This window comes from Photobacterium sp. 2_MG-2023 (assembly GCF_030547675.1).
In the GTDB taxonomy this organism is placed as follows: domain Bacteria; phylum Pseudomonadota; class Gammaproteobacteria; order Enterobacterales; family Vibrionaceae; genus Photobacterium; species Photobacterium arenosum.
Map to the genome: position 1 here is coordinate 13726 of NZ_JAUOQQ010000024.1, position 23758 is coordinate 37483.

Annotated in this window: 24 protein-coding genes and 1 riboswitch; of the genes, 10 read left to right on the plus strand and 14 right to left on the minus strand. The window is 48.2% G+C overall.

What is annotated here, in order from left to right:
* Window positions 1-224 precede the first annotated feature (224 nt).
* From Q4491_RS17020 to Q4491_RS17035, 4 genes are all read left to right on the plus strand, one after another.
* Window positions 225-1205, plus strand: a complete 981-nt coding sequence (locus Q4491_RS17020; protein ID WP_192014112.1) for a rhodanese-related sulfurtransferase — start codon at window positions 225-227, stop codon at window positions 1203-1205.
* 351 nt (window positions 1206-1556) lie between these two features.
* A complete protein-coding gene (locus tag Q4491_RS17025) occupies window positions 1557-2078 on the plus strand; it encodes a peptide-methionine (S)-S-oxide reductase (RefSeq protein ID WP_192014110.1) in 522 nt (173 codons plus the stop codon).
* Window positions 2079-2220: 142 nt separating this feature from the next.
* Complete coding sequence (locus tag Q4491_RS17030) at window positions 2221-3042, plus strand: arylamine N-acetyltransferase (RefSeq protein ID WP_303459231.1); 822 nt, start codon at window positions 2221-2223, stop codon at window positions 3040-3042.
* Between the two features lie 124 nt (window positions 3043-3166).
* Complete coding sequence (locus Q4491_RS17035; RefSeq protein ID WP_303459235.1) at window positions 3167-3826, plus strand: DsbA family protein; 660 nt, start codon at window positions 3167-3169, stop codon at window positions 3824-3826.
* Between the two features lie 52 nt (window positions 3827-3878).
* On the opposite strand, the gene Q4491_RS17040 is transcribed toward Q4491_RS17035, so the two are convergent.
* Both Q4491_RS17040 and Q4491_RS17045 read right to left on the minus strand, forming a co-directional pair.
* Complete coding sequence (locus Q4491_RS17040; RefSeq protein ID WP_303459238.1) at window positions 3879-4856, minus strand: DUF2860 family protein; 978 nt, start codon at window positions 4854-4856, stop codon at window positions 3879-3881.
* Window positions 4857-4881: 25 nt separating this feature from the next.
* Window positions 4882-6426 (minus strand): bifunctional GNAT family N-acetyltransferase/carbon-nitrogen hydrolase family protein, encoded by a 1545-nt coding sequence (locus tag Q4491_RS17045; RefSeq protein ID WP_192014104.1) that lies wholly within the window; start codon window positions 6424-6426, stop codon window positions 4882-4884.
* A gap of 163 nt (window positions 6427-6589) precedes the next feature.
* Here Q4491_RS17045 and Q4491_RS17050 point away from each other — a divergent pair, with 163 nt between their 5' ends.
* Together Q4491_RS17050 and Q4491_RS17055 are read left to right on the plus strand one after the other, a co-directional pair.
* Window positions 6590-7084 carry a hypothetical protein gene (locus tag Q4491_RS17050; protein WP_192014103.1) on the plus strand — a complete coding sequence of 165 codons (495 nt, stop codon included), beginning with the start codon at window positions 6590-6592 and terminating at the stop codon, window positions 7082-7084.
* A gap of 198 nt (window positions 7085-7282) precedes the next feature.
* Window positions 7283-7382: riboswitch (purine riboswitch) on the plus strand.
* A 103-nt stretch (window positions 7383-7485) separates the two neighbouring features.
* On the plus strand, window positions 7486-8514 hold the full coding sequence (locus Q4491_RS17055) for an adenosine deaminase (protein ID WP_303459241.1): 1029 nt from the start codon (window positions 7486-7488) through the stop codon (window positions 8512-8514).
* A 60-nt stretch (window positions 8515-8574) separates the two neighbouring features.
* On the opposite strand, the gene Q4491_RS17060 is transcribed toward Q4491_RS17055, so the two are convergent.
* The 5 genes from Q4491_RS17060 to Q4491_RS17080 form a co-directional block, all read right to left on the minus strand.
* On the minus strand, window positions 8575-9654 hold the full coding sequence (locus tag Q4491_RS17060) for a low specificity L-threonine aldolase (protein WP_303459244.1): 1080 nt from the start codon (window positions 9652-9654) through the stop codon (window positions 8575-8577).
* Between the two features lie 128 nt (window positions 9655-9782).
* Window positions 9783-10502, minus strand: a complete 720-nt coding sequence (locus Q4491_RS17065) for a murein L,D-transpeptidase family protein (protein ID WP_303459247.1) — start codon at window positions 10500-10502, stop codon at window positions 9783-9785.
* Window positions 10503-10581: 79 nt separating this feature from the next.
* A complete protein-coding gene (locus Q4491_RS17070) occupies window positions 10582-11010 on the minus strand; it encodes a hypothetical protein (protein WP_192014098.1) in 429 nt (142 codons plus the stop codon).
* 277 nt (window positions 11011-11287) lie between these two features.
* A complete protein-coding gene (locus Q4491_RS17075; RefSeq protein WP_192014096.1) occupies window positions 11288-11641 on the minus strand; it encodes a hypothetical protein in 354 nt (117 codons plus the stop codon).
* 193 nt (window positions 11642-11834) lie between these two features.
* Window positions 11835-12137, minus strand: a complete 303-nt coding sequence (locus tag Q4491_RS17080; protein ID WP_192014095.1) for a putative quinol monooxygenase — start codon at window positions 12135-12137, stop codon at window positions 11835-11837.
* A 110-nt stretch (window positions 12138-12247) separates the two neighbouring features.
* Here Q4491_RS17080 and Q4491_RS17085 point away from each other — a divergent pair, with 110 nt between their 5' ends.
* The gene (locus Q4491_RS17085; protein ID WP_192014094.1) at window positions 12248-12655 is read left to right on the plus strand and encodes a VOC family protein; all 408 of its coding nucleotides are present in this window, start codon (window positions 12248-12250) and stop codon (window positions 12653-12655) included.
* Between the two features lie 49 nt (window positions 12656-12704).
* On the opposite strand, the gene Q4491_RS17090 is transcribed toward Q4491_RS17085, so the two are convergent.
* The 6 genes from Q4491_RS17090 to Q4491_RS17115 all read right to left on the minus strand — a co-directional run bounded on the left by Q4491_RS17090 (window position 12705) and on the right by Q4491_RS17115 (window position 20039).
* Complete coding sequence (locus tag Q4491_RS17090; protein ID WP_237795312.1) at window positions 12705-13148, minus strand: YtoQ family protein; 444 nt, start codon at window positions 13146-13148, stop codon at window positions 12705-12707.
* Window positions 13149-13291: 143 nt separating this feature from the next.
* Window positions 13292-13753 carry a GNAT family N-acetyltransferase gene (locus Q4491_RS17095; RefSeq protein WP_303459253.1) on the minus strand — a complete coding sequence of 154 codons (462 nt, stop codon included), beginning with the start codon at window positions 13751-13753 and terminating at the stop codon, window positions 13292-13294.
* Between the two features lie 40 nt (window positions 13754-13793).
* Window positions 13794-15146, minus strand: coding sequence for a molecular chaperone (yegD, locus tag Q4491_RS17100; RefSeq protein ID WP_303459256.1), 1353 nt, complete (start codon window positions 15144-15146; stop codon window positions 13794-13796).
* 108 nt (window positions 15147-15254) lie between these two features.
* Entirely contained in the window at window positions 15255-15731 is a 477-nt protein-coding gene (locus Q4491_RS17105; RefSeq protein WP_218385628.1) for a hypothetical protein, read from the minus strand.
* 401 nt (window positions 15732-16132) lie between these two features.
* Window positions 16133-17113 (minus strand): HD domain-containing phosphohydrolase, encoded by a 981-nt coding sequence (locus Q4491_RS17110; protein ID WP_192014086.1) that lies wholly within the window; start codon window positions 17111-17113, stop codon window positions 16133-16135.
* Between the two features lies 1 nt (window position 17114).
* Window positions 17115-20039, minus strand: coding sequence for an MHYT domain-containing protein (locus Q4491_RS17115; protein ID WP_303459260.1), 2925 nt, complete (start codon window positions 20037-20039; stop codon window positions 17115-17117).
* Window positions 20040-20339: 300 nt separating this feature from the next.
* On the opposite strand from Q4491_RS17115, the gene Q4491_RS17120 reads away from it, so the two are divergent.
* The 3 genes from Q4491_RS17120 (at window position 20340) to Q4491_RS17130 (ending at window position 23136) form a co-directional block, all read left to right on the plus strand.
* Complete coding sequence (locus tag Q4491_RS17120; protein WP_303459263.1) at window positions 20340-21095, plus strand: AzlC family ABC transporter permease; 756 nt, start codon at window positions 20340-20342, stop codon at window positions 21093-21095.
* A complete protein-coding gene (locus Q4491_RS17125) occupies window positions 21095-21412 on the plus strand; it encodes an AzlD domain-containing protein (protein WP_192014536.1) in 318 nt (105 codons plus the stop codon). Before Q4491_RS17120 ends, Q4491_RS17125 begins: the two co-directional genes overlap by 1 nt.
* A 161-nt stretch (window positions 21413-21573) precedes the next feature.
* On the plus strand, window positions 21574-23136 hold the full coding sequence (locus Q4491_RS17130; RefSeq protein WP_303459266.1) for a cytochrome-c peroxidase: 1563 nt from the start codon (window positions 21574-21576) through the stop codon (window positions 23134-23136).
* Between the two features lie 59 nt (window positions 23137-23195).
* On the opposite strand, the gene Q4491_RS17135 is transcribed toward Q4491_RS17130, so the two are convergent.
* Window positions 23196-23732, minus strand: coding sequence for a hypothetical protein (locus Q4491_RS17135; protein WP_237796406.1), 537 nt, complete (start codon window positions 23730-23732; stop codon window positions 23196-23198).
* Between the last annotated feature and the right edge of the window lie 26 nt (window positions 23733-23758).

A 23758-nucleotide genomic window follows, 5' to 3' on the forward strand; every position in this document is an offset into this window, starting at 1 on the left:
GACAGACTTGGCTATAATGCCGCGCTTATTCACTTTTGTATGCTGTCTGTAGGTGCAGTCATAGTAAAACTGTGAATGACGAGTCTTTTGGCCAACCGGTATCAGCCTGAAACTGGTTGGCTGGGTATTGCTGCGAGAACAAGTAGCAGGGTCAGCAAACGCTACCCGTTGATGTATAGAACAATGCTCTGGATTTACGATCCAGTCCGCACTGAGGAAAAACGATGTCCCAATATGTAGTTTGTGCACTGTATAAGTTTGTTGCACTGGAAGATTTTGAAGCCCTTCGTGAGCCATTACAGAACCTGATGGAAGAGAATCAGGTTCGCGGTACGTTACTGCTTGCTAAAGAGGGTATTAACGGCACAGTTGCCGGCAAGCGCGAAAACATTGACGCTCTGCAGGCCTGGTTTAAGACGGACTCTCGCTTAACAGACATAGTGTACAAAGAGTCATTCGACGATCATCAACCGTTCAACCGCTCAAAGGTTAAGTTGAAGAAAGAGATAGTGACCATGGGTGTAGAGGGTATTGACCCTCGCCATGTTGTCGGCACCTATGTGAAGCCAAAAGACTGGAACGAGCTGATTGCTGACCCGGACGTTTTCGTCGTCGATACCCGTAATGACTATGAAATCGAAGTAGGCACTTTCAAACGCGCTGTCAACCCGAAGACAGAGACTTTCCGCGAGTTCCCGGAGTACGTGAAAGAGAACCTGGACCCGGCTAAACACAAGAAAGTGGCGATGTTCTGTACCGGGGGTATCCGCTGCGAAAAATCCACCGCTTACCTGAAAGAGCAGGGTTTTGATGAGGTTTATCACCTGGAAGGCGGTATCCTGAAATACCTGGAAGAGGTGCCTGCCGAAGAGAGTTTGTGGGAAGGCGAGTGCTATGTCTTTGATGGTCGTGTCACGGTAAATCACCAGCTGGAAAAAGGCTCTTATGACATGTGTAACGCCTGCCGTTTACCGATCACAGAGCAGGATATGCAGAGTGTGCAATTTGAAAAAGGCGTAAGCTGCCCGAAATGTTTTGATAAACATTCTGACGAGCAGAAAGCCCGTTTTCGCGAGCGTGAGAAGCAGGTTCAGCTGGCAGCACAGCGTGGTGAACAACACGTTGGCGGTGATGCTAAAAATATTATCGAAGCCCGTCGGCAGGAAAAGCTGACACGCAAGAAACAGCAGCGCGAACAGCGTTAACTGCATTAGAAAAGAACACATCCCCGGGCAGCCTTGCCCGGGGACAGCCTTCCTGTAGTCCGTCAGACCATAAAGTGCTCATCCGGCCAATAGAGCACAGTGCTGAAACCTCTTTACTTTCCAGCCTGCTAACCGTTTCAGAGACGGTTGTTGATTGCTTCCCGCCAGAGTCATTTCGGCCTGCTACTGTGTTGTTCTATCGGCGAAAAATGGCTGGCTGTCGCAGCGAGTGCAACATTTGATTACATAAATTGCGCAGAGAAATCGGCAAGATGCTGCTGTCGGTGAAACCATTTCCTGCCTGAAGGAGTCCAATTACCAAAGTCGAATGGATAAAGCAGGAGGCACTGGATGGAAACTGTCGGTCTGGGCGGAAGTTGCCATTGGTGTACGGAGGCTGTGTTTCGGTCGCTGAAAGGCGTTGGCGAAGTCGATCAGGGCTGGTTGTCAGCTCAGGGACACGAAGAGATGTCTGAAGGGATTTTATTACGCTTTGATCCTGCCAGGATCGATCTTTATACCCTGATTCAGATTCACCTTTATACTCACAGCTGTACGTCGAACCATGCCTTGCGCCACAGATACCGCTCGGCTGTTTATGCGTTCAGTCCTGACCAGCAACGTGCCGCACAGGTTTGTCTCAAAGCTCTTCAACCGGAATTCGAACAGCCTATCTTAACGCAGGCCCTGCGCTTTGATGCGTTTCAGCCATCACGGCATGAAATCCAGAATTATTTTTACAGCAATCCGCAGAAACCTTTTTGTCAGATGCGTATCAGTCCGAAACTCAGCATTTTACTGAGTCAGTTCAGTGATCGCGTTGACGATAGGAAACGGCATGTGCTGGAGCAGTTACCTGTCGATATCAAGTGACACTAAAAACCGGGCAGTGCACTGATTCAGCGGGTTTGTGATGAGCGGCACCAGAGGTCTTCGCAATAAATTAATGCTTGACCTCAAGTTAACCTGAGGTTTTATCGTGGCGTTATCAAATCTGATTCAACGGAGCGATTAAATGAAAAGTCTCATCGATCAATATCTGCAAAGCCTGGGTATTAATGAGCCGCAAATCAGCCTGGAATGGCTGCAATCTCTGCTAGCTGCCCATTTGGCACGTTATCCGTTTTCCAGTACGAATGTTATTCTGAAGCATGAATTAAGCCTGGAACCAGACGCTTTGTTTCATCGTTTGGTAGTGCAACGCCGCGGCGGGTATTGTTTCGAGCACAACAAGGTCTTATTTTTGGTGCTGAAACAGTTGGGCTTTGATGTCCGCCCTCTGATTGGTCGTGTGATGCTCAACGGTAACCCGGACAATGGTCGTTCTCATCGCTTAACCTTACTCACCCTGCGCGATAAGCAGTATCTGATTGATGCCGGGTTCGGGATAATGAACCCAAGACAGATTATTTCCCTGGATACCAACCTGCCTCAGCCTGATGTCAGATACCAGTACAGCGTGGAATCAGACAACCGTGGCGGCATGCTGGTGATGGCCACAAACTCTGATGAAGTAGTAACACTGTATCGCTTTGATTTTGCAGAATACCTGGAATCGGATTGCACAATCAGCCATTTTTACAGTCATCAAGCTCCTGACGCCGTATTTGTGAATCATCTGGTGGTATCGCGGATTCTTGAGAATCGGCGGTATCTGATCCGAAACCTGACCTACTTTGAATATGAAGATAAGACAGGGCAAGAGAGAACTGTCGATATCAGTGACAACACCATGTTATATCAGCTTCTGACCACGCAGTTTAATTTACAGTTAACAGAACAGGATGCTGCAACCTTGTATTCACATCAAATGGCTAAGATACGTCAGAAGCAGTAATCGTCTGATAAGCAGAAGTAATCAAAGCAGAGCGGTATAATTCCAGATAAAGCTGGCGTATAGCCATGATATCTTTAGAATGAACGGTTAGAAATTTTTTATAAGCCTCAGTCAGGAGAAATGTGTGAGCGCTATTTTGTATTACGTTCATGATCCTATGTGTAGCTGGTGCTGGGGTTATCGTCCTGCTTTTCAGCGGCTCAAAGCTCAGTTACCGGCTGATGTGGAAATCCGCTGTGTGTTGGGTGGCCTGGCTCCTGACAGTGATCAGCCCATGCCGGAAGAGATGCAGCAAATGTTGCAGCTGACCTGGCGTCGGATAACCAGCCAGCTGGGGACGGAATTTAATCATGAATTCTGGACACAGTGCCAGCCGCGCCGGTCGACGTACCCTGCCTGTCGGGCTGTTCTTGCCGCAAAAAAACAGGGACAGGAGTATGCAATGACAGAGGCGATTCAGCAGGCCTATTACCTGAGAGCAATGAATCCTTCTGACTACCAGACCCACGCCAGACTGGCTGCTGAACTGGGTTTGGACGTTGCGCGTTTCATGACAGACATTACCGGTGCTGAGGTTGACGCATTACTTCAGAAAGACATAGAACACGCGGCAGCATTGGGTGTGTCGGGCTTTCCTTCACTGGTTCTGGAAGTGGAAGGCCAGCGCTGGCCGATTGCGGTTGCCTATCAGAATGAACTGACCACACTGAATGACATCAAGGATAAGCTTAAATGGGCAAACGCCAAGTCGGTAATGAAAGGGTGGTTTGCGAAAAAAAGCTAGCCGGTTATGAATCACACGATGGCAGCGCAGGCTGCCATCGTGTGTAATGTGATTAAAACGAATAGGCCAGCCCTATACTGTACAGGTTCTGAGTTTCTTCATAAAAATCAATATTGGATGTCAGGTTATCGAATCCAGCCCGGGCAATAGCACTGGCGTTTCGCCAGTTAAACGGGGCCAGGTAGATCAAGGTTGCGGAAAAACCGTATTGGTTGTCATCCCGGATCTGGTTAAAAATGGGATGGGCCTCGTCATAGTCAATCCATGCCGCACTGGCACCCAGCATCACAATATAGCGATCGATCCGTTGCCGGGCTGTCAGCTCAACACCATAGCGATTGTTCGCTATCGCACTACCTTCCGCGCTGTCATCGATGTAGTGAATTTTCCAGTCGATACCAAACTGACGATTTAAATCCAGTTTTTGACTCAGTGCGGCATAGAAAAGATCGCCTTCACGAACCAGCGCGTCTTGTGTCGCCGAGCTATAGCTGGTTCCGCTGCGCTCATCGTCGATTTTTCGTTTACCCGCAGCCAGCTCCAGTGACACATTGGTTCCCGCAATGCGGTTATAGTCCAGCACTGCGCCCCGGATTGAGCGCTTGGTTTCCTGTCTTGGTGTTCCGGTCAGAAAAGGGTCATCCCACACTTCGTTGTCAAAAAAGCCGGGAATAACGCCAATGCCTAAGCTGGAGCCGTCGCTCAAATACTGAGTAAGGCCAGCCTGCATATATAAACTGCTCGCCATACCCCCCAGTGCTGATTTGAAATACAGCGCAGTATTTGGTGTGACACCCAGCTGTAAATCCCACATGGGCAGGGGCAGATTTTTTTCTTCGTCCGTGCCGGATTCGTCCAGTGAACTGAGTACGGAAGACTGCTCGGTACTCAGGTGGGAGTCGTTCTTAAACCAGCCCAGGTTTATACTGACATTACCTGACAAGCCGGGTTTGACAGCACTCTGAGCTGAAACGGAAAAAGCAGACAGTGCTCCAAGAATGAGCACTGTCTGTCGAATAGTTCGTAACATGGCCACTTCCTGTGAAAAACATTGGTTAATGTTTCTTTTTGTTACGCTTTTTTGTCTTCATTTTATAAAGATCCAAGCGCCGATGCTTTAGGTTAGTGACAGAGCCTTCGTTGTGCAACAGTTTTAATTTTGACAAGTCGACATCGGCGAAAATAATCATTTCGGTATTGGCATTGGCTTCCGTAATGATCGCATCGTGCGGGAAATACACATCGGAGGGAGAAAACACTGCAGACTGGGCATATTGGATGTCAACATTATCGACCCGGGGAAGGTTGCCGACGCTGCCACCCAGCGCGACATAACACTCGTTTTCAATCGCCCGCGCCTGACCACATATACGTACCCGCAGATAGCCGTTTTTAGTATCTGTCCAGAAAGGGACAAACAGAATCTGGACTCCCTGATCGGCCAGTAGCCTGCCCAGTTCGGGAAACTCGACATCGTAGCAAATCAGAATACCAATCCGCCCGGCATCGGTGTCGAAGACTTTGACTTTATCGCCTCCGTCTATGACCCAGTCTCTGACTTCGTGCGGCGTGATGTGAATTTTATATTGCTCGTCAATGTCCCCGTCTCTGTGCAGCAGGTATGAGACGTTATATAGCTTGTCACCTTTCAGGTAAGGCATACTGCCGGCAATGATGTTGATGTTATACGTGACAGCCAGCTGAGAAAATCGCTGACGGATTTCTTCAGTGAACTGGCTGAGATAGCGAATGGCCTCAACCGAGTCTTTGTCTCTGGCTAACCCCATCAGCGGCGCATTAAAAAACTCAGGGAACAATGCAAAATCGGACTGATATTTGGATAAAGAAGAAACAAAAAACTCGGCCTGATTCATCAGGTCGTCGACCGACACGACCCGACGCATGTGCCACTGCACTATGCCCAACCTTATCAGTGTTTTTTCGGTTTGATGGATCGAGATATCTTCTTCGTAGAAAATGTTGTCCCATTCAAGCAATGTGGCATAGCCTTTGGACTTCGCATCTTCAGGGAGATAACGGTTCATCAGGCGTTTTACATCGAAATCATTGGCAAGCTGAAACGAGAGTATCGGGTCATGAATTTCACGGCGTTTGACCTTGGCAATATACTCAGAAACATGCATTTCATCCGCATACTTGTGATAACCCGGAATGCGTCCGCCGGCAAGAATGGCTTTGAGGTTGTTGGCCCGGCAGAGCTCCTTACGGGCTTCGTATAAGCGACGCCCTAAGCGAAGGCCGCGATAATCCGGATGGACAAATACGTCCAGTCCATACAACGCATCTCCGCTCGGGTTGTGACAGGCCACATTGTTGGCATCGACTATATCCAGATACGTGTGGTTCAGGGAATAGCGGTTGTAGCTGACTTTAATGGTCAGTGCTGCGGCAATGATTTTCCCCTTGTCCTCAATGCAGATTTGCCCGTCGGGAAAATGTTTGACCAGCCCTTGAATGGTAGATTTTGGCCAGGCACCGCCCACATCAGGAAAAACCAGATCTTCCAATGCAGCAAGTTGCTTAAAGTCAGAAGGCTCAATGGTGCGCAGATTCAATAAAGTGCTATTGTTCTCATCCATAACTTATTGTTTTTCATTGTTGAAACCAGTGCTATAAAGTATGGAACATCCGTTAGGATTCGCCAGTGAACCGTATCCTGACAGTGAATGAACACAATGTTATTCGGGATCGGCCATACTTTAGGTCTGATTCTTCATTCATATCACGACGCTTGGAGGAAATATGAAAGTGAGTGTAGTTCGTCGTTATGCCTCAGTATGTGCACTAGTGGTGTCTATCGGGCTGTTGCCTGGTGTAGTCACTGCGGCCCATCACGAAAAAGAAGAAGCAGAAGCAGTGACATCAGCTGAGCAGGTGAACAAAGAAACGAAGGATTTGCTGGAGTCACTGAAAAACTACTCTGCAGAGCAAAAAGACGAAGCCATGAAGGCGACGAAAGAGGGCATCGACAGCCTGGATAAACATATTGAGCAGTTGCAGACCCAGATAGAAGACGACTGGGATGATATGGATAAGGCAGCCCGTGAGAAATCCAGAGAAAGTCTCAAATCTATGCAGGAACAGCGAGTGAAACTGGCTGAATGGTATGGCAGTATGAAAAGCAGCTCAGCCGGCGCCTGGGATCATGTCAAAGAAGGCTTTTCCGGTGCCTATGACAGCCTGAGTGAAGCCTGGCAAAAAGCCAGCGAAGAATTTTCTAAAGAAGAGAAAGAGTAATATTACCGCTGCGCCTCTGCGAACGGGGCGCATTTTTCATTGTGACGTTTTCCCCGTCATTTTTGCCAGAAACCAGTAACCAGAACCTGTAATAAGTTGCCTTCCTGTATGGGTTTGCAGACCGGGTGTTGGCTGGCACGGCTTGCAAGCCGGCAGATGATATGAGAAAGTTTGTCCCGTTGTGGTCATCGGTTTAGCGTAAACCGATACAACCCGCTTCGTATAACCCCACTGATAGGGTGTGGGGGTCTCTACCAGAATCCGTAAAATTCTGATTACGAAGAGTTAAGTCGATTAATCGCTTTTCTCTTTGTCATGGTCGGAATACCCATTCTCCTTTGCTGCAGAAAAGCTGTTAATCATCCCAGTCAACGTATTGAGAACCTGATTAAGAGCACCTTATGACATCTTTTATTACTGGTTTACCGAAAGTGGAATTACACCTGCATATTGAAGGCTCGCTGGAACCTGAGCTGATGTTTGCACTGGCCGAAAGAAACCAGATTGCGATTCCGTTTCATTCACCTGATGAAGTGCGTGCGGCGTACCAGTTCCACAACCTGCAGTCTTTTCTGGATATTTATTACCAGGGCGCAAACGTACTGATCCACGAGCAGGATTTTTACGATTTAACCTGGGCCTACCTGTTGCGCTGTAAAGCCGATAACGTGGTACACACAGAGATCTTCTTTGATCCGCAAACCCATACCGAGCGGGGTATTGCCTTCGATACTGTGGTGAAGGGCATTCACCGCGCACTGGAGCAGGGCAGGGAAACACTGGGTATTTCCAGCCAGCTGATCATGTGTTTCCTGCGCCATCTCGATCAGGACTCTGCTTTTGCCACGCTCAGTCAGGCGTTGTCGCATAAAGACAAAATAGTGGGAGTGGGTTTGGATTCTTCAGAGCAGGGCAATCCGCCGGAGAAATTCAATGCGGTATTTCAGCAAGCGCTGGCAGAAGGTTTTCTGACTGTAGCCCATGCCGGTGAGGAAGGGCCACCGGAAAATATTACCAATACCCTGGATCTGCTGGGGGCGACCCGGGTGGATCACGGCATTCGTTGTGTTGAAGATGCAGCTCTGGTTGAGCGTTTAGTGCGGGAGCAGGTGCCGTTAACCGTGTGCCCGCTGTCGAACTTAAAACTCAAGGTGTTCGAAGACATGAAAGATCACAATATCGTCGAACTGTTGCGCAAAGGCCTGTGTGTCACCATCAATTCTGACGATCCGGCGTATTTTGGTGGGTATATGACAGATAATTTTCAGGCGGTGGCCGATGCTCATCCTATGACGCAGGAAGAGATCGCGCAGTTTACCCTCAATGCGATTCAGGCCAGTTTTATCTGCGAGGAAGAGAAGCAGCGTTTAACCCGAATGACACTGGATTACCTCCAAAGCGAAAAATCATCCGCTAATAGCAAGGCATAATTTCACTATGGCCAAGTGGCTCCCTGCGCTGATTATGCAGCGTAGGGAGCCGCTTTTTAATTAGCTGACTAATTCGCCGGATAGCCAGCTTAAGATTTCGCGCAGCTTGTCATCGCTCAGGTTAAGCAAATTGTCGCCGACATACCATTCGAGGAATGATTGCTCAGGTAAGGCCGCTTGTTGCGGATTTCCCAGCCAGATTTTCTGCTCTGTCGCCAGCCTGTCGCGAATGACACTGGCTTTTTCGGCACTGACGGGCAGATACAGATGCAGCATATTGGCCTGTGGCGCAGCCGGGTTTGGCGTTAACAGCGGGTAATCTTTCAGTATGCGGTAGAGCTGCTGAGTACGATCGAACAAGGCTGGCATCAGCGCCAGGCGCTGATCGAACTGCATCGCCGCGGAAACCGAATACGGTGTGCGGCGAAATACATTACCGCCCTGGCGTTGCATCCAGAGGCGAGCTTTTTTAATCAATGCTTGATCGCCCAGCAGCATAGAGCCGCCTAATCCGCCAATGCCTTTGTATAAAGAGACATAAGCTGAATCGAAACCATCCGCAATCTCGCTGTACTCACGGCCATACCAGGCTTTGGCTTCCCACAATCTGGCGCCGTCCATGTGCAGATGAATACCCTGCTCGCGACAATGGGCTTTGATAGCGTTTAAATCGTCCCATTCAGGCAGCTGACCGCCAATTTCGCGCATGGGAAGTTCATACAGCACGGCAGCAATATCGTCCGGCCATTCCTGCAGATCGGCCAAAGACCAGATTTGATAAGGGTTGCCGACAGGCAGAACGGTAAAGCGTTGCTGCAGCAGATAGCCTTGCGCTTCATGCAGGTAAATATGACTGGAGGGATGCATGGCCACAATAGGGTTTTTGCGTGCCATACAGGCCAGTTGCAGCGCAGTAGGTTGGGTCATTGTACCCGAGATAACGAACAGGCCGGCTTCGTAGCCCAGAAGATCGGCGACTTTGGTTTCAAACTGCTGCAGATCATCGCCCTGACCGTAAATATCATGTTTGATCTGATTGTCCTGACACCAGTCTGCCATTTGCCGGAAGATGTCGGCCGGAGACATTTCACGGTTGCCGGGGACAGACAGAGTGCAATGAGAGCGTAATTCCGTGCTCATAATAATCCTTGAAATAAGCCACTTAATTTTAATTTGTCGCCAGGAGTTTATGGTGGCTTATTCCAGTGCGCAACAGATTTCATTGGCAGTTATGATAGCGCTCCGCTCTGGGAGTATTATTTGCCTGCTTAATATTCAAAGCGGGAAAATTCGCTTTCAATCGATGCATACAACTCTGAGATCCAGGCCGGGGAGGTGTCGGGTACAGGGCGGATCGGGTTTTTCCGTGGATCATGCGGGGCAATTACCACTTCGACATTGTCTTTGCCGATTTTCCCCACCAGGGTAAATAATTCTTCCACCGCGCTGTCGCCGATAGCAAGACAACCAATGGAGTCGGCTTTGCCATGAATGAAAATATTGGAACCCGGTGATTGCCGGCCTTCTAGCGCGGCGTATTTGAGATCGAAGTTGTTGGGATAGTTAAGCTTCATCGACAAGTGGAAACGGCTGTTCGGATTGAGGCCGATGATTTTGTAGGTACCTTCCGGCACCTGACGGTCGCCTTCTTTGAGTTTTGGCCCTGCTTTGCCGCTCGCCGCTGTGACAGGGTAACTGTAGATAAAATGGCGTCGCCCCTGCTGATCAAACGCCCATAGCTCCAGGACTTTTTCTTCTTTCAGGCCAAGCAGCGCAATTTTCTCAGGCGGATAGCTCACATTGGCCTGGCGAAATCTGTATTTCAACCGCATTTCAGACAAGTGGCCGTAAGTCGCTAATACGTCATCAACGGTTCGCTTTCCCAGCAAAGAGGGCGCGACAGAGGTTGAAACGGACTGTCCATGAGCATGAGTGGTCATCAGTAAATACACAGCGGCAAACAGGGCTGAAAATTTAATAGTGCGCATAATTCCCCAACGTCATATCTAGTCCATTAAACGAAAAATGTTGATTACATTATCAGCAGTAAGCTGTCAGTGTGTCAGATCACAGCGGCTGGAAAGTAAAATCTTCAATAACGCCATTGATGTCTGCATTCAGCACGTAATCAAGGTGCATGTTCCCTTTTTGCTGGTAGAAGCTGATTCGGTAACCTTGATCGCTGTGGTTATTATCCACACTGTAATTACTGGTCACTCGGGTACTGATCGCATCGCCCCGGACAATGCCGTTTACAGCCGGAGACGTGGCAACGATGTACGTCAGCTGATTTTCTTCTAAGCTATTGAATTTTATATAGGCATAAGTTTTCTTTTTGACCAGCTGCCCATTTTCCAGAACATTGCCGTTGCTCTCTGAAAAATAGTAGCCATTCAGGTTAACTGTAGACTCAAACCCGATCTCAGGATCTGGCTGGCCCATAGATGCACAGCCTGATAACGATGAGAGAAGAATAATAGATAGTGCCTTTTTCATACTCACCTTGATTCTTATAATGATGAAAAGGGGTCAGAAACCCCCAACCAATGACAGTATTTAATGGCGTCAGAACGCTGTGTGTCATTAACTGGTTATTGCAAAATGGCAGGTAAGCAGAAGGTTTAAGCGGGGAATCGGTATAAGCGCACTCTTGTCAGGCAAAAAGCGGCAGGCAACAAACGGCATGAACGGCAGACAGATGACTGTCAATTGTATAGGCAGGTCACTATACAAAGCATTGAATGTTTCCTCAGTGCGTCTTAGATAGCTCAGGCTAAAGTAACATGTCTTTCGCACAATAAATGCTGCTGATGCCGGGGGCGCTGTAGCAACTCAGATTGTCTTGTAATATGGCTGAAGGTAATGCAAATCCGGTTTGACCGTTTACCTTAATGGTGGCCGTGTTTGCGTTGATGTGATGGGAGATCTCAGAACCGTTGCTGAGTGTCCAATAGGTATCAAACTCGCTGGTATTGGCACAGACCGAAATGGAGCAACTGACCGGCGTTGTTTCACCGTGCTCGAACACAATGCACTGGGCTTGCATTTTACCACAGCCCGCGTTCGCTGCTGCCGATACCATAAAGCCACACATCAGGGTGAGGGATAAACAGGTAACGCCTTTCATAATCCACCTTGCTTCTTTTAGTAATGAGTCTGTTCATGGGGTGTGTTACTAAGGCGACCAAAGAGAGGACAGTATGCAGGTTTTTCCGGATGGTGCGGATTTGAGCTTCATTGTATTGATGAAGACAGGTGTTTTACCTACCTGCCTTCATCAATTCGTGCTCACAGGATAACGGGCACAGCTATGTAGGTGTTTACCGCTGGAAATTGCGATGCTCCACATCGCAGCGGATGACAGATTGGTCGTCGATTAACCCGGCTAAGTGCTTGCGGCTTTCCAGGTAATGCGGTGTCAGTTTGTGCGCTGCAAGTGCGTCTTCACTGGTGTAGATTTCATACAGGTAGAAGCAGTGGTCGTTGTCCTGAGCTGACAGCACATCGAACACCAGGCAGCCTTCTTCATTCTCTACCGAAGCCTTGGCGTTTTCCTTCATGATCGAGAGATACTGGTCTCGAAACCCTGCTTTGACTGAATTTTTCACAACAATACAAAACATAAAGCGCACTTCCTTTTTTGTCGGTTTGAGGAACAACTTGTTCTTCGTTTGAATATTTGGTCTCTCATTGTATACAATGAATAAAATTATTGCACACGGAGTGGCTGAATATGGCTGAGAGACCAAAACCTTTGAACGGATTACGACATTTAGCACTAGCGGTATATCCCTTTGAGGAGTGTATCCGTTTCTATACCGAGATACTGGGTATGGAAGTGCTAAGAAAAGCGAGCGATAACCTGATTTACCTCAGTTGCGGTAATGACAACTTGTCACTGAGCAGGGCGTATGAACCGCAGGAGAATCACAATCAGTCCCTTGATCATTTCGGGTTCATAGTGGACAGCAAAGAAGAATTGCAAGCCTGGTTCGTGTTTCTCAAAGCCAAAGGCGTGCCGTTGCTGGACACACCGCACGATCACAGTGATGGTGCGCGCAGTTTTCATTGTACCGATCCGGCCGGTAATGTCGTTCAGCCTATTTATCATCCTGCCATTTCTGGCCAGCGCCTGCGCTAGTAAAGCAATTTACCCGACACAATCGGTGTGATTGTGTCGGGTGCAGGCTTTATTTTTGATTCAGTAAATAATCTAAAATATCAACTACTTGTGCTGGATCTGTCGCCCAGGCATTGGCGCTGGCATCCACTTCTTTGAGCGGATGGACAATGTCTTCGCTGTGCAGTGTGATGTAGGGTTTATCCAGTGCGGCACAATATCCGGCATCAAACGCGGCATTCCACTGCTTGTATTTATCACCGAAACGGATGACGGCCACGTCGCATTGTTTGATCAGTTTCTGTATCCGAATCGCATTGACCTTGGCCGATTTATGGTCGCGCCAGAAGCTGTTAGATTCAGCCCCTAAACCATCACCTGCAGCGTCACTGCTGTCGTGATCTGTAACGGCTGAAGTAAACACAACATTGAGATCTCTTGCCTCACAGCCTTTAATGATTTGTTCCCGCCAGTCGGTGTGGATTTCACCAGAAAGATAGACATTCCAGGTCATTGCTTACCCCTTTTCCTTTATTGCATGTCTCTGTTATCAATGTTCACACAATATGTATACATGATATGGAGGTGGATATATGGATTATAAGATAGTTCATTGTACACAAGTTGGTGTTTATTGCACATGCAAAGGGCGGCGATTCAGAAGTAGCTTGGGTAAGTGTGCAGGGTAATGTCTGGCGAACGGGTGATGAACAGGCAATCGCTTTGGCTGTTGATCCGCTCAAAGCCGAGTGCTTCATAAAAGGTGGTGTCGATGTCGCGGTGAAGAAAAACCGTTGTTGTCGTTGTGCTTGAGAAAAGATGACGGACAATGTCGAGAATTAGCTGACTGGCATAGCCTTGCCGGCGATGCGCTGGCGACGTTGCTATCGAACCTATTCCTGCTTGCCCGTCTTCCAGACCAAACTGATGACGGTACAGAATCAGAGAAGCGACAGGCATATCAGCTTCTGGCAGCACGTACCACTGGCCAGCGGTGTATTTCCAGCTGCGTTTGCAGGCGGTCAGATACTCAGCCTGGGGCATTTCATCGCCCCAGGCGTCATAGCCCATCATATACACTGAGTTCATCTCGGACTCAGTAGCTTGTCTGATTTGCATCCGTTTTCTTTTTGTTAATTGCCGGTCTGATAATTGCTGATCACCGAAAGCAGAACTCCGCCCAGCGACTCAGGCCAGCGGTGACCGAACCAAAATAATCACCGGCCACGATCGGCACACCGGGCAGGCGTTGCTCGATAAGCTGGCGTAACATGGGGGAGCGGGCACTGCCACCTGTCATAAAGATAACGTCCGGTGCGCATTCCGCCTGAGACAAAGCTTCATTGATCAGACTGCTGATTTTCTCCGCGTTGCTGCTGACCGCCTCTGCCAGTTCATGGCTGGTACAGCTGATCGACAGTGTTTCCTGTCCGATGCGGATCTCAGTACTGGCACTGGATGATTCGGACAACGCGATTTTCAGCAGTTCGGCTTCACGCACTAATTGATGACCTAAAGTATGGTGGTAGACCTGCAGCAGTCTTTGCAGCAAAGCAGGTTCTGCGGAATCCCGCACGAGCTGTTGCAGCACGGCTAAGTTCGCGCTGGCGTAAAAATCACTTTGCGCGGCCACATTGTTGATCGCCACCGGGTTCCAGAATTGGCTGATCGGCGCTGCCAGTCCGCGCTGGTTGGTGCTGTGCTTGCCAAACAAAGGCATGATACGCTCGAAGGCGAGGGCGATATCCAGATCGTTTCCGCCAACGCGGCTGCCACTGTGAGCCAGTAATCCTTCTGTTCTGTCTTCTTTATTTAACCAGCCCGGCCCCATTTGCAGCACGGAGCAGTCGGTGGTACCACCACCAATATCGACCACCAGTACGGTTTTGTCTTCTTGCAACTGGCTCTCGTATTCCAGACCGGCAGCCACAGGCTCGAACTGGAATTCTATCGCTTTGAAGCCAGCACGCGTTGCTGCCCGGCGCAGAATACTCTCGGCCTGCTGGTTAGCCTTACTTCCGCCTGTACCCTGAAAGTTGACAGGGCGACCGATAACAGCCTGCGTAATACTCTCACCGCACTGGTTTTCACTGCGGTGTTTGATATTTGCCATCATGGCACAGACCAGATCTTCAAACAGACTCAGCTGGATGTCATGTAAACCGGAAGCACCAAGAAAGGATTTGGGTGATTTGACGTAATACACTTCATCAGGATCATTGAGGTAGGTGTCCAGCGCCTGCTGACCAAACTGTAAGGCATGCGCATCAACGATGATGTCGTCGTCTTTGTTGGCAGAGATCGAACGACGCAGTAATTGCTCTCCAATCTTATCAGCGGGTTTGATGTCATAGTGACGAAATAGCGCCTCGCTGACGGCCTCGCGGCTTGGTGCCGCAAGCGTTGAAGGAATGAAAAAGCTGTCGCCTTCAAGGGGAAGCAACCTTGGCTGACCATTCTCCATAACAGCAACAGCGCAGTTGGCTGTGCCGTAGTCGAAACCTATGTACATACTTCCTCCTGACAACTAAAAAGCCGACCAGTGTACGAAAATTTCGGCCTAAGACAAGAAAAGGAAGCACTGACCGTGAGAATTGCATTCCATCTCGCAGAACAGCTTCTAGCGATAAAGCTTACGGAAGAACTTTGACGTGAGCGTGTAGTCGTAACGGAGTTGGATCAGCGAATATATTAAGGTAGAACCGGCCACTGTTCCCCATGGGTAGAAGAAAAAGAGTATGCAGCCAAACAACATAGTGGCTTTTTCAGCCCAGGGATGGCGGATTAATAGTCCGTATCCGGCAGTGAGGTGAAGCACTATCATCAACACAGCCAGCAGCACCATAGAGAAATTGTTGGTTTCAATGTTCATGATGCCGTCGATGGCGGCCTGAAAACCTGAAACGATGCCCCATATCAGCCAGATAATCGCGTAAAGGGCATGAAAACCTATTGCCAGCCTGAATTTGAGTGAGTATTTCGAGCGCAGCGAGTCGTGAGACTGCGATTGTTCGCCCTCAGTACATTTTTTACACATTTCTACCGGAGTACCGTCAGGTTTATCCAGTGTTCGAACACCGCATTGTACGCAGTACATTATTTACGCACCACTTGCCTGTTTATCGCATCGCATTTCATTGCGATAGCTGTAGTTACAAATTCACAGATGCAAAGCTTCATCAGTTAACAACATTTCCTAACAATTATAATTTCATATAATGCCGTGTTCTTTAACATTTGAATGTCAGTTTTTCGCTTTTATGGTGTTCGAAATGATGAAAATGCTGTGGGAGTCTCATTTTGGTGAATCAAATATACCGTTACATAAGGTTATGAAATTTAAGGCTTATATAAATTAGGGTAGCCTAATTTATATGTGGCAACTGTCGGCAATATATTATTTGCCTTTTTTCATGTGTAATGGCATAGCATGATACTGCTTTTCTTTTATCAAAGAATGCATCGGACAGGTTTGATGAATCATTTTCTCTGCGGATATTATTCTGGCCACTTCTTTTTAAAATCAAGTAATTCTGGCAGGCAACGGTTAAAGGCCTCGACAAGAATCGGGTCGAAGTGAGTGCCACTATTTTTACAGATATAGTCAGAAGCATCTTCAATGCTCCAGGCCGGCTTGTAAGGACGTTGACTTGTCAGTGCATCAAATACATCGGCAATGGCTGTTATACGTGCTTCAATGGGAATGGCGTCTGTCTGTAAACCGTAAGGGTAGCCTGTGCCGTCCCACTTTTCATGGTGATAAACGGCGATGTTTTTGGCCATTTGCATCAGTTCTGAGGTGTCATTGCCCAAAATTTCTGCCCCTATCAGGGTGTGGCGCTGCATGATTTTCCATTCTTCACCAGACAGCGCCCCTTTCTTTTGCAGAATATGATCCGGGATACCAATTTTGCCGATATCATGCATGGGTGCTGCATGCAGCAGGGTTTCCGACCACGCCGGGCTGTAACCTGCGGCCCTTGCAATGGTATATGCGTAATGGCTCATGCGAATAACGTGATGGCCTGTTTCGTTATCTTTGTATTCTGTTGCTCTGCTCAGTTTCTGAACCACGGCAAGCCGTGTTGATTTCAGCTCATCCATTTTGACCAGCGACAGCTGATTTTTCACACGGGCCCGGACAATGGGCGGGCTGACGGGTTTGGTGATGAAATCGACCGCGCCCAACTCAAAACCTTGTGTTTCATCTTTAGTGTCTGACAGCGCGGTCACGAAGATCACTGGAATGTGTTTGGTGTCCGGTGCGGCAGAAAGCTGTTGAATAACCTCATAGCCGGACAGGCCTGGCATCATAATATCCAGCAGGATCAAATCGGGTTTTTCTGTGTTGGCAAGTGTAATGGCGCGGCTGCCGTCTCTGGCGAATAGCAGGCGGTAATCCGATGCCAGAATGTTTTTCAGCACCTGTAAATTGGCGGGTTCATCATCCACAACCAGAAGGGTTTTACGTTCATCCATGTTATGCCTCCACTGCCTGCTGGCTGACGAGATAGTTATTTAGCAGCGTGGCTGCTCGATCCAATTCAAAATCGCTCATGGCCGATTCCACATCCATTGCCAGTTCTGCAGGGAGCTGGGATTTAACCGCTGAAAAAGCGCAGTCCGGCATCTCGCCCTGTTCCAGTTGCTGAATGATTTTCCTTATATCGTCATGGTTGAGGGTTGTCGCTGTTTGATGCTCAGGTTCAGCAGAGAAATCTTCTACCGAAGTGAGCAGCAGCGTAATGGCATTAAACATCTCGCGGTATTGAGTAAACAGTGGAACCGTATTTTCGTCACGCTGTAACGCTTGTTCCAGTTTTTTCATGCAGTGATGGATACCCGGCATGCACAGGTTGCCAGTCACACCTTTCAGGCGATGCACATGCGACAGGGCTTTTGTCTGGCTGCCACTGAGCAAGCGAGCCAGAAAATCCGGGTGATGCTGTGGCTGGCTGATGAACTTCTGTATAGCGGTGAGCTGCGATTGTTCATTGCCCCAGAGCAGGCGCCCTTTCTCCAGATCGATAAGGGTGTCCTGATTATCGTCTTGCTTCTCAGGGTGAACCGGAACCTGGGCGATAATCCCTTTCAGGTAAGCAATTTCTGCTTTCAGCGCATAGATATCGATCGGCTTGACGGCAAATCCATTCATGCCGGCGGCGAGTGCGTTACGCCTGTCTTTTTCAAGTACGCTTGCCGTCAAAGCAATAATAGGTACTTCTTTTAACTGCTGTTCTTTTTCGTAAGCCCGGATGGCTTTACTGGCTTCCAGACCATTCATCTCAGGCATTTGAACATCCATGAGAATGATATCAATGTGCCTGGATTTATATTGTTTTATGGCTTCTGTTCCGGTTCTGGCCGTGACTAACTGATGGTTATCTCTTTTTAATAATCCCGTCATTAGCTCCAGATTTTGCTCGACATCGTCTGCCACCAATATGGTCATAGGCGGTAGATGAACATTGTCTGTTATGTTGTCATCAATCTGAGCGGACTGTCCTGCCGGTAACGGCAAATCAACACGGAAGGTCGAGCCCTGACCTGGCTGGCTGTAGACAGCGATTTTGCCGTCCATCAGTTCAACCAGCTGTTTGGCTATGGTCGTTCCCAGGCCTGTGCCGCCAAAACGGCGCGACATAGTGCTGTCTGCCTGAGAGAAAGGGGCGAAGATGCTCTCCAGTCTGTCTGGCGCAATGCCAATTCCCGTGTCTTCGACCAGAATGGTGATGCCTTTGGTACGGCTGGAAGTGATATCCAGTCTGACATAACCCCGCTCGGTGAACTTTACAGCGTTACTCAGTAAGTTCAGGATAATTTGCTGAACGCGGAGCGGATCACCCTGGAAATATTCACTGAGCTGCGGGTCATAGCGCATTGTCAGCTCTATGCCTTTTTTGTTGGCCAACAACGATTGAGTTGCGATCAATTGCTCACAGATTTGACGAAGAGAAAAATGGCGGGATTCAAGCTGTGTGGTCCCGCTTTCAAGCTTGGCAGAATCCAGCACATCGTTAAGCAGGTTGAGCAGGGTTTTCGCAGATTGCCGGATAATGCCAAGGTGTCTTTGCTGTTCGGTGCTCATTTTTCCGTCCAGCATGAGTTCAGAAAAACCGATAATGGCATTCATTGGTGTTCGCAATTCATGACTCATATTGGCCAGAAAGGTGCTTTTTGCCTGAGCCGCGATTTCTGCTTCTTCTTTGGAGCGGCGCAGATCGGCTTCCATTTGTTTCTGCTTGCTGATGTCAGTGATCACACCGACAAAGGTGCTGACGCCATTGAGCTTGGATTCGCCAATAGATAAACGAATCGGTTTCATCAGGCCGTTTTTATGCAGCGCGGTGACTTCTCTGCCAATGCCGATAATACGTGCTGTTCCGGTTTTGCGGTAATTCTCCAGATAGGAATCGTGCGCACTTTGATAGGGCTCTGGCATCAGCATGCCGATGTTCCTGCCAATGACTTCACTTTCGTGATAACCAAAAATACGTTCTGCAGAGGCATTAAATGACAGAATAATGCCGCGGTGTGACATTTTTATAATACCGTCTACGGCGGTATCTATGGTGGCTTTCAGCTCAGCAGCGGTTTCTTCACTGTGCTGCAGTAATGAGCGGTAGCGGGTCAGGGCGTTGACCGCAGCAATGATCAGACTCAGGGATACGGTGACAATTGAAATGGTAATGGCGAGTAAGTAATGACGCTGGCTGCCAGGGATAAATGCTGGATCGGGCTGACCGACAAACCGGGTTGCTTCCATGGCAGTATAATGCATACCTGCAATGGCCAGTCCCATAACAACACTGGCAATCAGCTGGATCTGGTAGCCAGGCATTGAGCGATGCTTGCGCAGACCAAAACTGATCCATAAGGCCAGTGTGGCTAACGAGGCAGCGACAAAAATGGAGAGTGCGAATAAGGCCGGGTCATATTTTAGCGCAGGCCCCAGTACCATCGCCGCCATGCCAATGTAGTGCATTGAGCCTATGCCCAGCCCGACGGTTATACCACATAGGATCAGTCGTGCATTACTGACAGCCCGTTTCGTCAGCAAATGGAGCGTTACCCAGGAAGCAAGAAAGCTGGGTATAGCGGAAAGCAGGGTAGTGCTGATGTTGTAGTTCACCGTGGTACACAGCTCGAACGCCAGCATACCAATGAAATGCATGGCCCATACACCCACCCCTAACGAAGCTGCGCCTGTCAGTATATGGAGGCGGCGAAGTAATCGACTACGGCTCTGTTTAGCCGATTCAGCTAAAGAAAGCGCCAGTAAAGAGGCACCCACAGAGATAAGCAAAGAGATAGCAATCAGTGAATAGTTATATTCACCAGTGACCAGAAGGCTTGGGTCTGTGCTGTCGGAGATAAAAAAACGCGAAAATAGTTCTGCAATCATGATTCATCAAAGACCAGCCATCCGCCATCTGATGCGAGATAACCGGTTAGGTTAAATTAGTGTTGTATTTTTATGTCAATGGGCGCTCACATTATCCTGTCGGTCAGGAAGAGTAAACCATTCTGGCGTTAGTAAGTGCTAATAATCAACACAATATCAATAAATAGTGATCACCTTATGAGCTGATGTTCTTATCATTGTTTAAGACAAGTTTGTACAAGATTGAAGCCTTGTATTGGCGTAAAGTGACTGTTTTCGAAGCGCGGATAGTGGTAGGCAATGAAAGAAAAGGAAATATTCATGGCAACGTCAGCCGTTTTGCTGACTGGCAATGAGAAACGACGGTTGTTTAAACAAGGCGCTCTCGCAGTGATGCCTTTATGTGTTGCGGTGATCCCCTGGGGGTTACTTGCGGGTTCCTTTGCTATTGATGCAGGGCTGGACGTGTTTCAGAGTGTGGCCATGTCAGCGATAGTGTTTGCCGGCGCGGCGCAACTGGTAGCGACCGGGCTACTGAAAGCCGGGGTCGGTATTGTGACTATTTTACTGACCACCTTTTTCATTACCTCAAGGCACCTGCTGTACAGCATTACGATGCGAAACGTGATCAGCCCGCTTCCGCTTCGCTGGCGGCTGGTTTTGGGCTTCCTTCTTACCGATGAGCTTTTTGCCTTGTGTGGTAACCAGTCCCCGAAGCGTTTTCAGCCCTGGTATGCGCTGGGAGCCGGGCTTTGGTTTTACATCAGCTGGAACATCGCCACATTAGCAGGCATTTTCGCGGGAAAGTTTATCCCGAATCTGGACAGCCTGGGTTTGGATTTTGCCATCGCCGCCACTTTCATCGCTATTGTCGTACCCAGTATTCAGCGTTGGCCGGTGTTGATCGCAGTACTGATTGCCTTGGTGATGTCGGTATTAATGGCAGCTCTGAACATAGAAGGCGGGTTGATGATAGCCAGCTTAACCGCGATGTCAGGCGGATATATATCTGAACGCTTGATGGGAAATAAATCGATTTACAGTGAAATAACAGAAAAACAGCAGGAAGACAAATGATGATCTGGCTAACTATATTGACAATGACGCTGATTATTTTCGCCAGTCGCTATCTATTTTTAGAACCCCGATTGCCTGTAAAACTGAACTATCAAACTCAGCGTTTTTTAAATTACTCGAGCCCGGCAGTGTTGACGGCAATTTGGGCGCCTATTGTTTTTTTGCCTGATAAAAATACTGTTGATGTTACGTATAGTAACCCATATTTAGTTGGCGCAATTGTTGCGATTATAATCGCTTTGAAAACAAAGAATGTTTTATTAACGGCTGTGATAAGTATGGTGGTGTTTTTTTGCGTGTCATTTTCTATAAAATGAGAATTTGTTGCTTATATTGTTGATTTAAAAAGTTTTCTCTTTTATGAGAAATTCGGATTTATAAACTTAAGTTATAGTTGGTTAATCAAGCCTTAACGCTCTCAGTGCTGCCCGACTTTACGGGTGGCTGACTTGTGCGCGGAAAAAAGAAGAGGTTAACCATGACCATGCAAGCATCAAAAGGCAGACAGCCTGATAATGTCAGTGCATATTTAAAACCGATGCAAATAATCGGAACATCCGTTCTGGTTATTTCAATGCTGTTTTCATTTAGCTCACAAGCTAAAAACAACAATGAGAATGACTATGATTTACAACCCATAGAGGAATTAGGGAAAAGATTATTTTTTGAAAACATCTCCGATCCTAATCGAATGTCTTGTGCGACTTGCCACGCGCCAAACACGGGTGGCACGTACAATGTATCCGGTGTGAATTTACATCAGGTCGCCGTGACCGGGGCAAGGCCTCATTTGAGACCACAAGATTTAGAAGAGGGACAAGAAAAAACGACGGTGAAAAATGCTGGTGGTCTGAAGCCGCCGACAAATCAATATGTCAGCTTTCTGTATGACGGCGTAGCAAAAGGTCTGCAAAAACTCCAGCTTGCGGGGCAGGGGCCGTGTGGTATTTTTCCTTGTGGCGGTGCGTTTTGGAATGGACGCGCGAATGGAGACATTGTCGAAAATACTAATCTGGTTTTTGATGTTAACGATGCCAGTTGGCAGAAAAAAACGCTTTACGCTAAATACCTCGGTTCCCTTGCTGATCAGGCCTTTGCAAGCCCATTTTTGAACCCTGTCGAGCAAAACCACAAGAGCAAAGAAGATGTGTGTAGCCAAGTAGAATCTACCAAATGGGGTAAAGAGCTGTATTACCTGTCATGGGGCGTGGGTTTATCTTGCCAGTCTGCAGCGGAATCGGCCACGGCCTTTGCGCGCTTTGCTGTTGCTCTGGCGGCATGGCAAATGTCTGAAGATAACAATCGCTTTAACTCAAAACGGGATATTGCTCTTGCTGAAGACGACAATCAACAATTCCCGTTAACTGGATTCACCGATCTGGAAAACGAAGGGCATGACCTGTTTTATGGCCAGGCTGGGTGTGCTTTTTGTCATAACAGTAACGGTGCTAATGGGACACATCCCCTTGAACGTTATACCGATGACAGCTATCACGCGATTGGTGTGCCAAGAAACTATGAGCTACCGGGTTCTCCATTACCGGATATCGGATTACATCCCACACTGTTAGATCTGGGATTAAATCCCAATGCCAATTTACCCTTCCCTCCGTTTAATGTTCAGAATGCCTTTATTGGTGCTCACAAAACTCCAACACTGCGCAATGTTGATAAACGTCCGGGAAAAGGATTTACCAAAGCGTATGCCCATAATGGCTGGTTCAAGAGTCTGGAAAGTATTGTGCATTTCTACAATACCTCAGATGTTGATGGTCAGACCGCGGCAGATTTTGGTGTGATACGTTGCCCTGCAAGTATCGTGACCGAAAAAGAAGCGCTTGCCAATAATTGCTGGCCTGCACCTGAAGTGCCCGATGCACCGCTATTAACTATTGGTGCTGTAACAGGTGATCTGGGGTTAACGGCTCACGAAGAAGCGGCGCTCGTTGCTTATATGAAAACGCTCACGGACACCACGACTGTGGAACCACCGAAACCCTATAAAAGCACCAGTAACCCGCCGAAAAAAGGCAAAAAATAAAACTACAAATAAAAAGAAAAGCGAGATGATTATCTCGCTTTTTTCTTCTTTATTTTGTCTTACTTTCTGGGTCCCACTGGCACCATGATGTGTTCATAGGGGGTGCCTTTCCACATCACATATGGCCCGCCGTTATTGGGATCGGTGGGAAGCGAATCGAGTAAGGTTTTGTCTGGTGTGATAATCATTAAATGTGGTCCTTCAACCACCCATTGATTGTCTGCAGTTTCACCTTCCGCATAAGGGTCGATATTGCTCGCGCCGCCGTCACCAGCCAGCATGTAAGAGATACCTATGGTTTTCGTTTCAACGGGTTCTTTTTTCATCCAGGCTTGTGCCCATGCCATCCACGGACCATCCATGCACATAGGAGCTGTCCCTTCCAGCTGAGGAGGTGTTGGAAAGCATGTATAGTCACTGGAGCCTTTTTGTAAGACATTGTTATCCCAGTCCATTACGGTGACTTTATCTCTGAGTGTGGGGGGAGCTGCACTCAATGCATCATCCAGCATTGCTTGTTTGTCATCGGCATTGACGATAGCAGGGAGCCCTGCTGTAACAAGCACTACCAGAGGCAGATATCTGGCAAATTTCATACCGTTATCCTTAGTCGAATGACGGT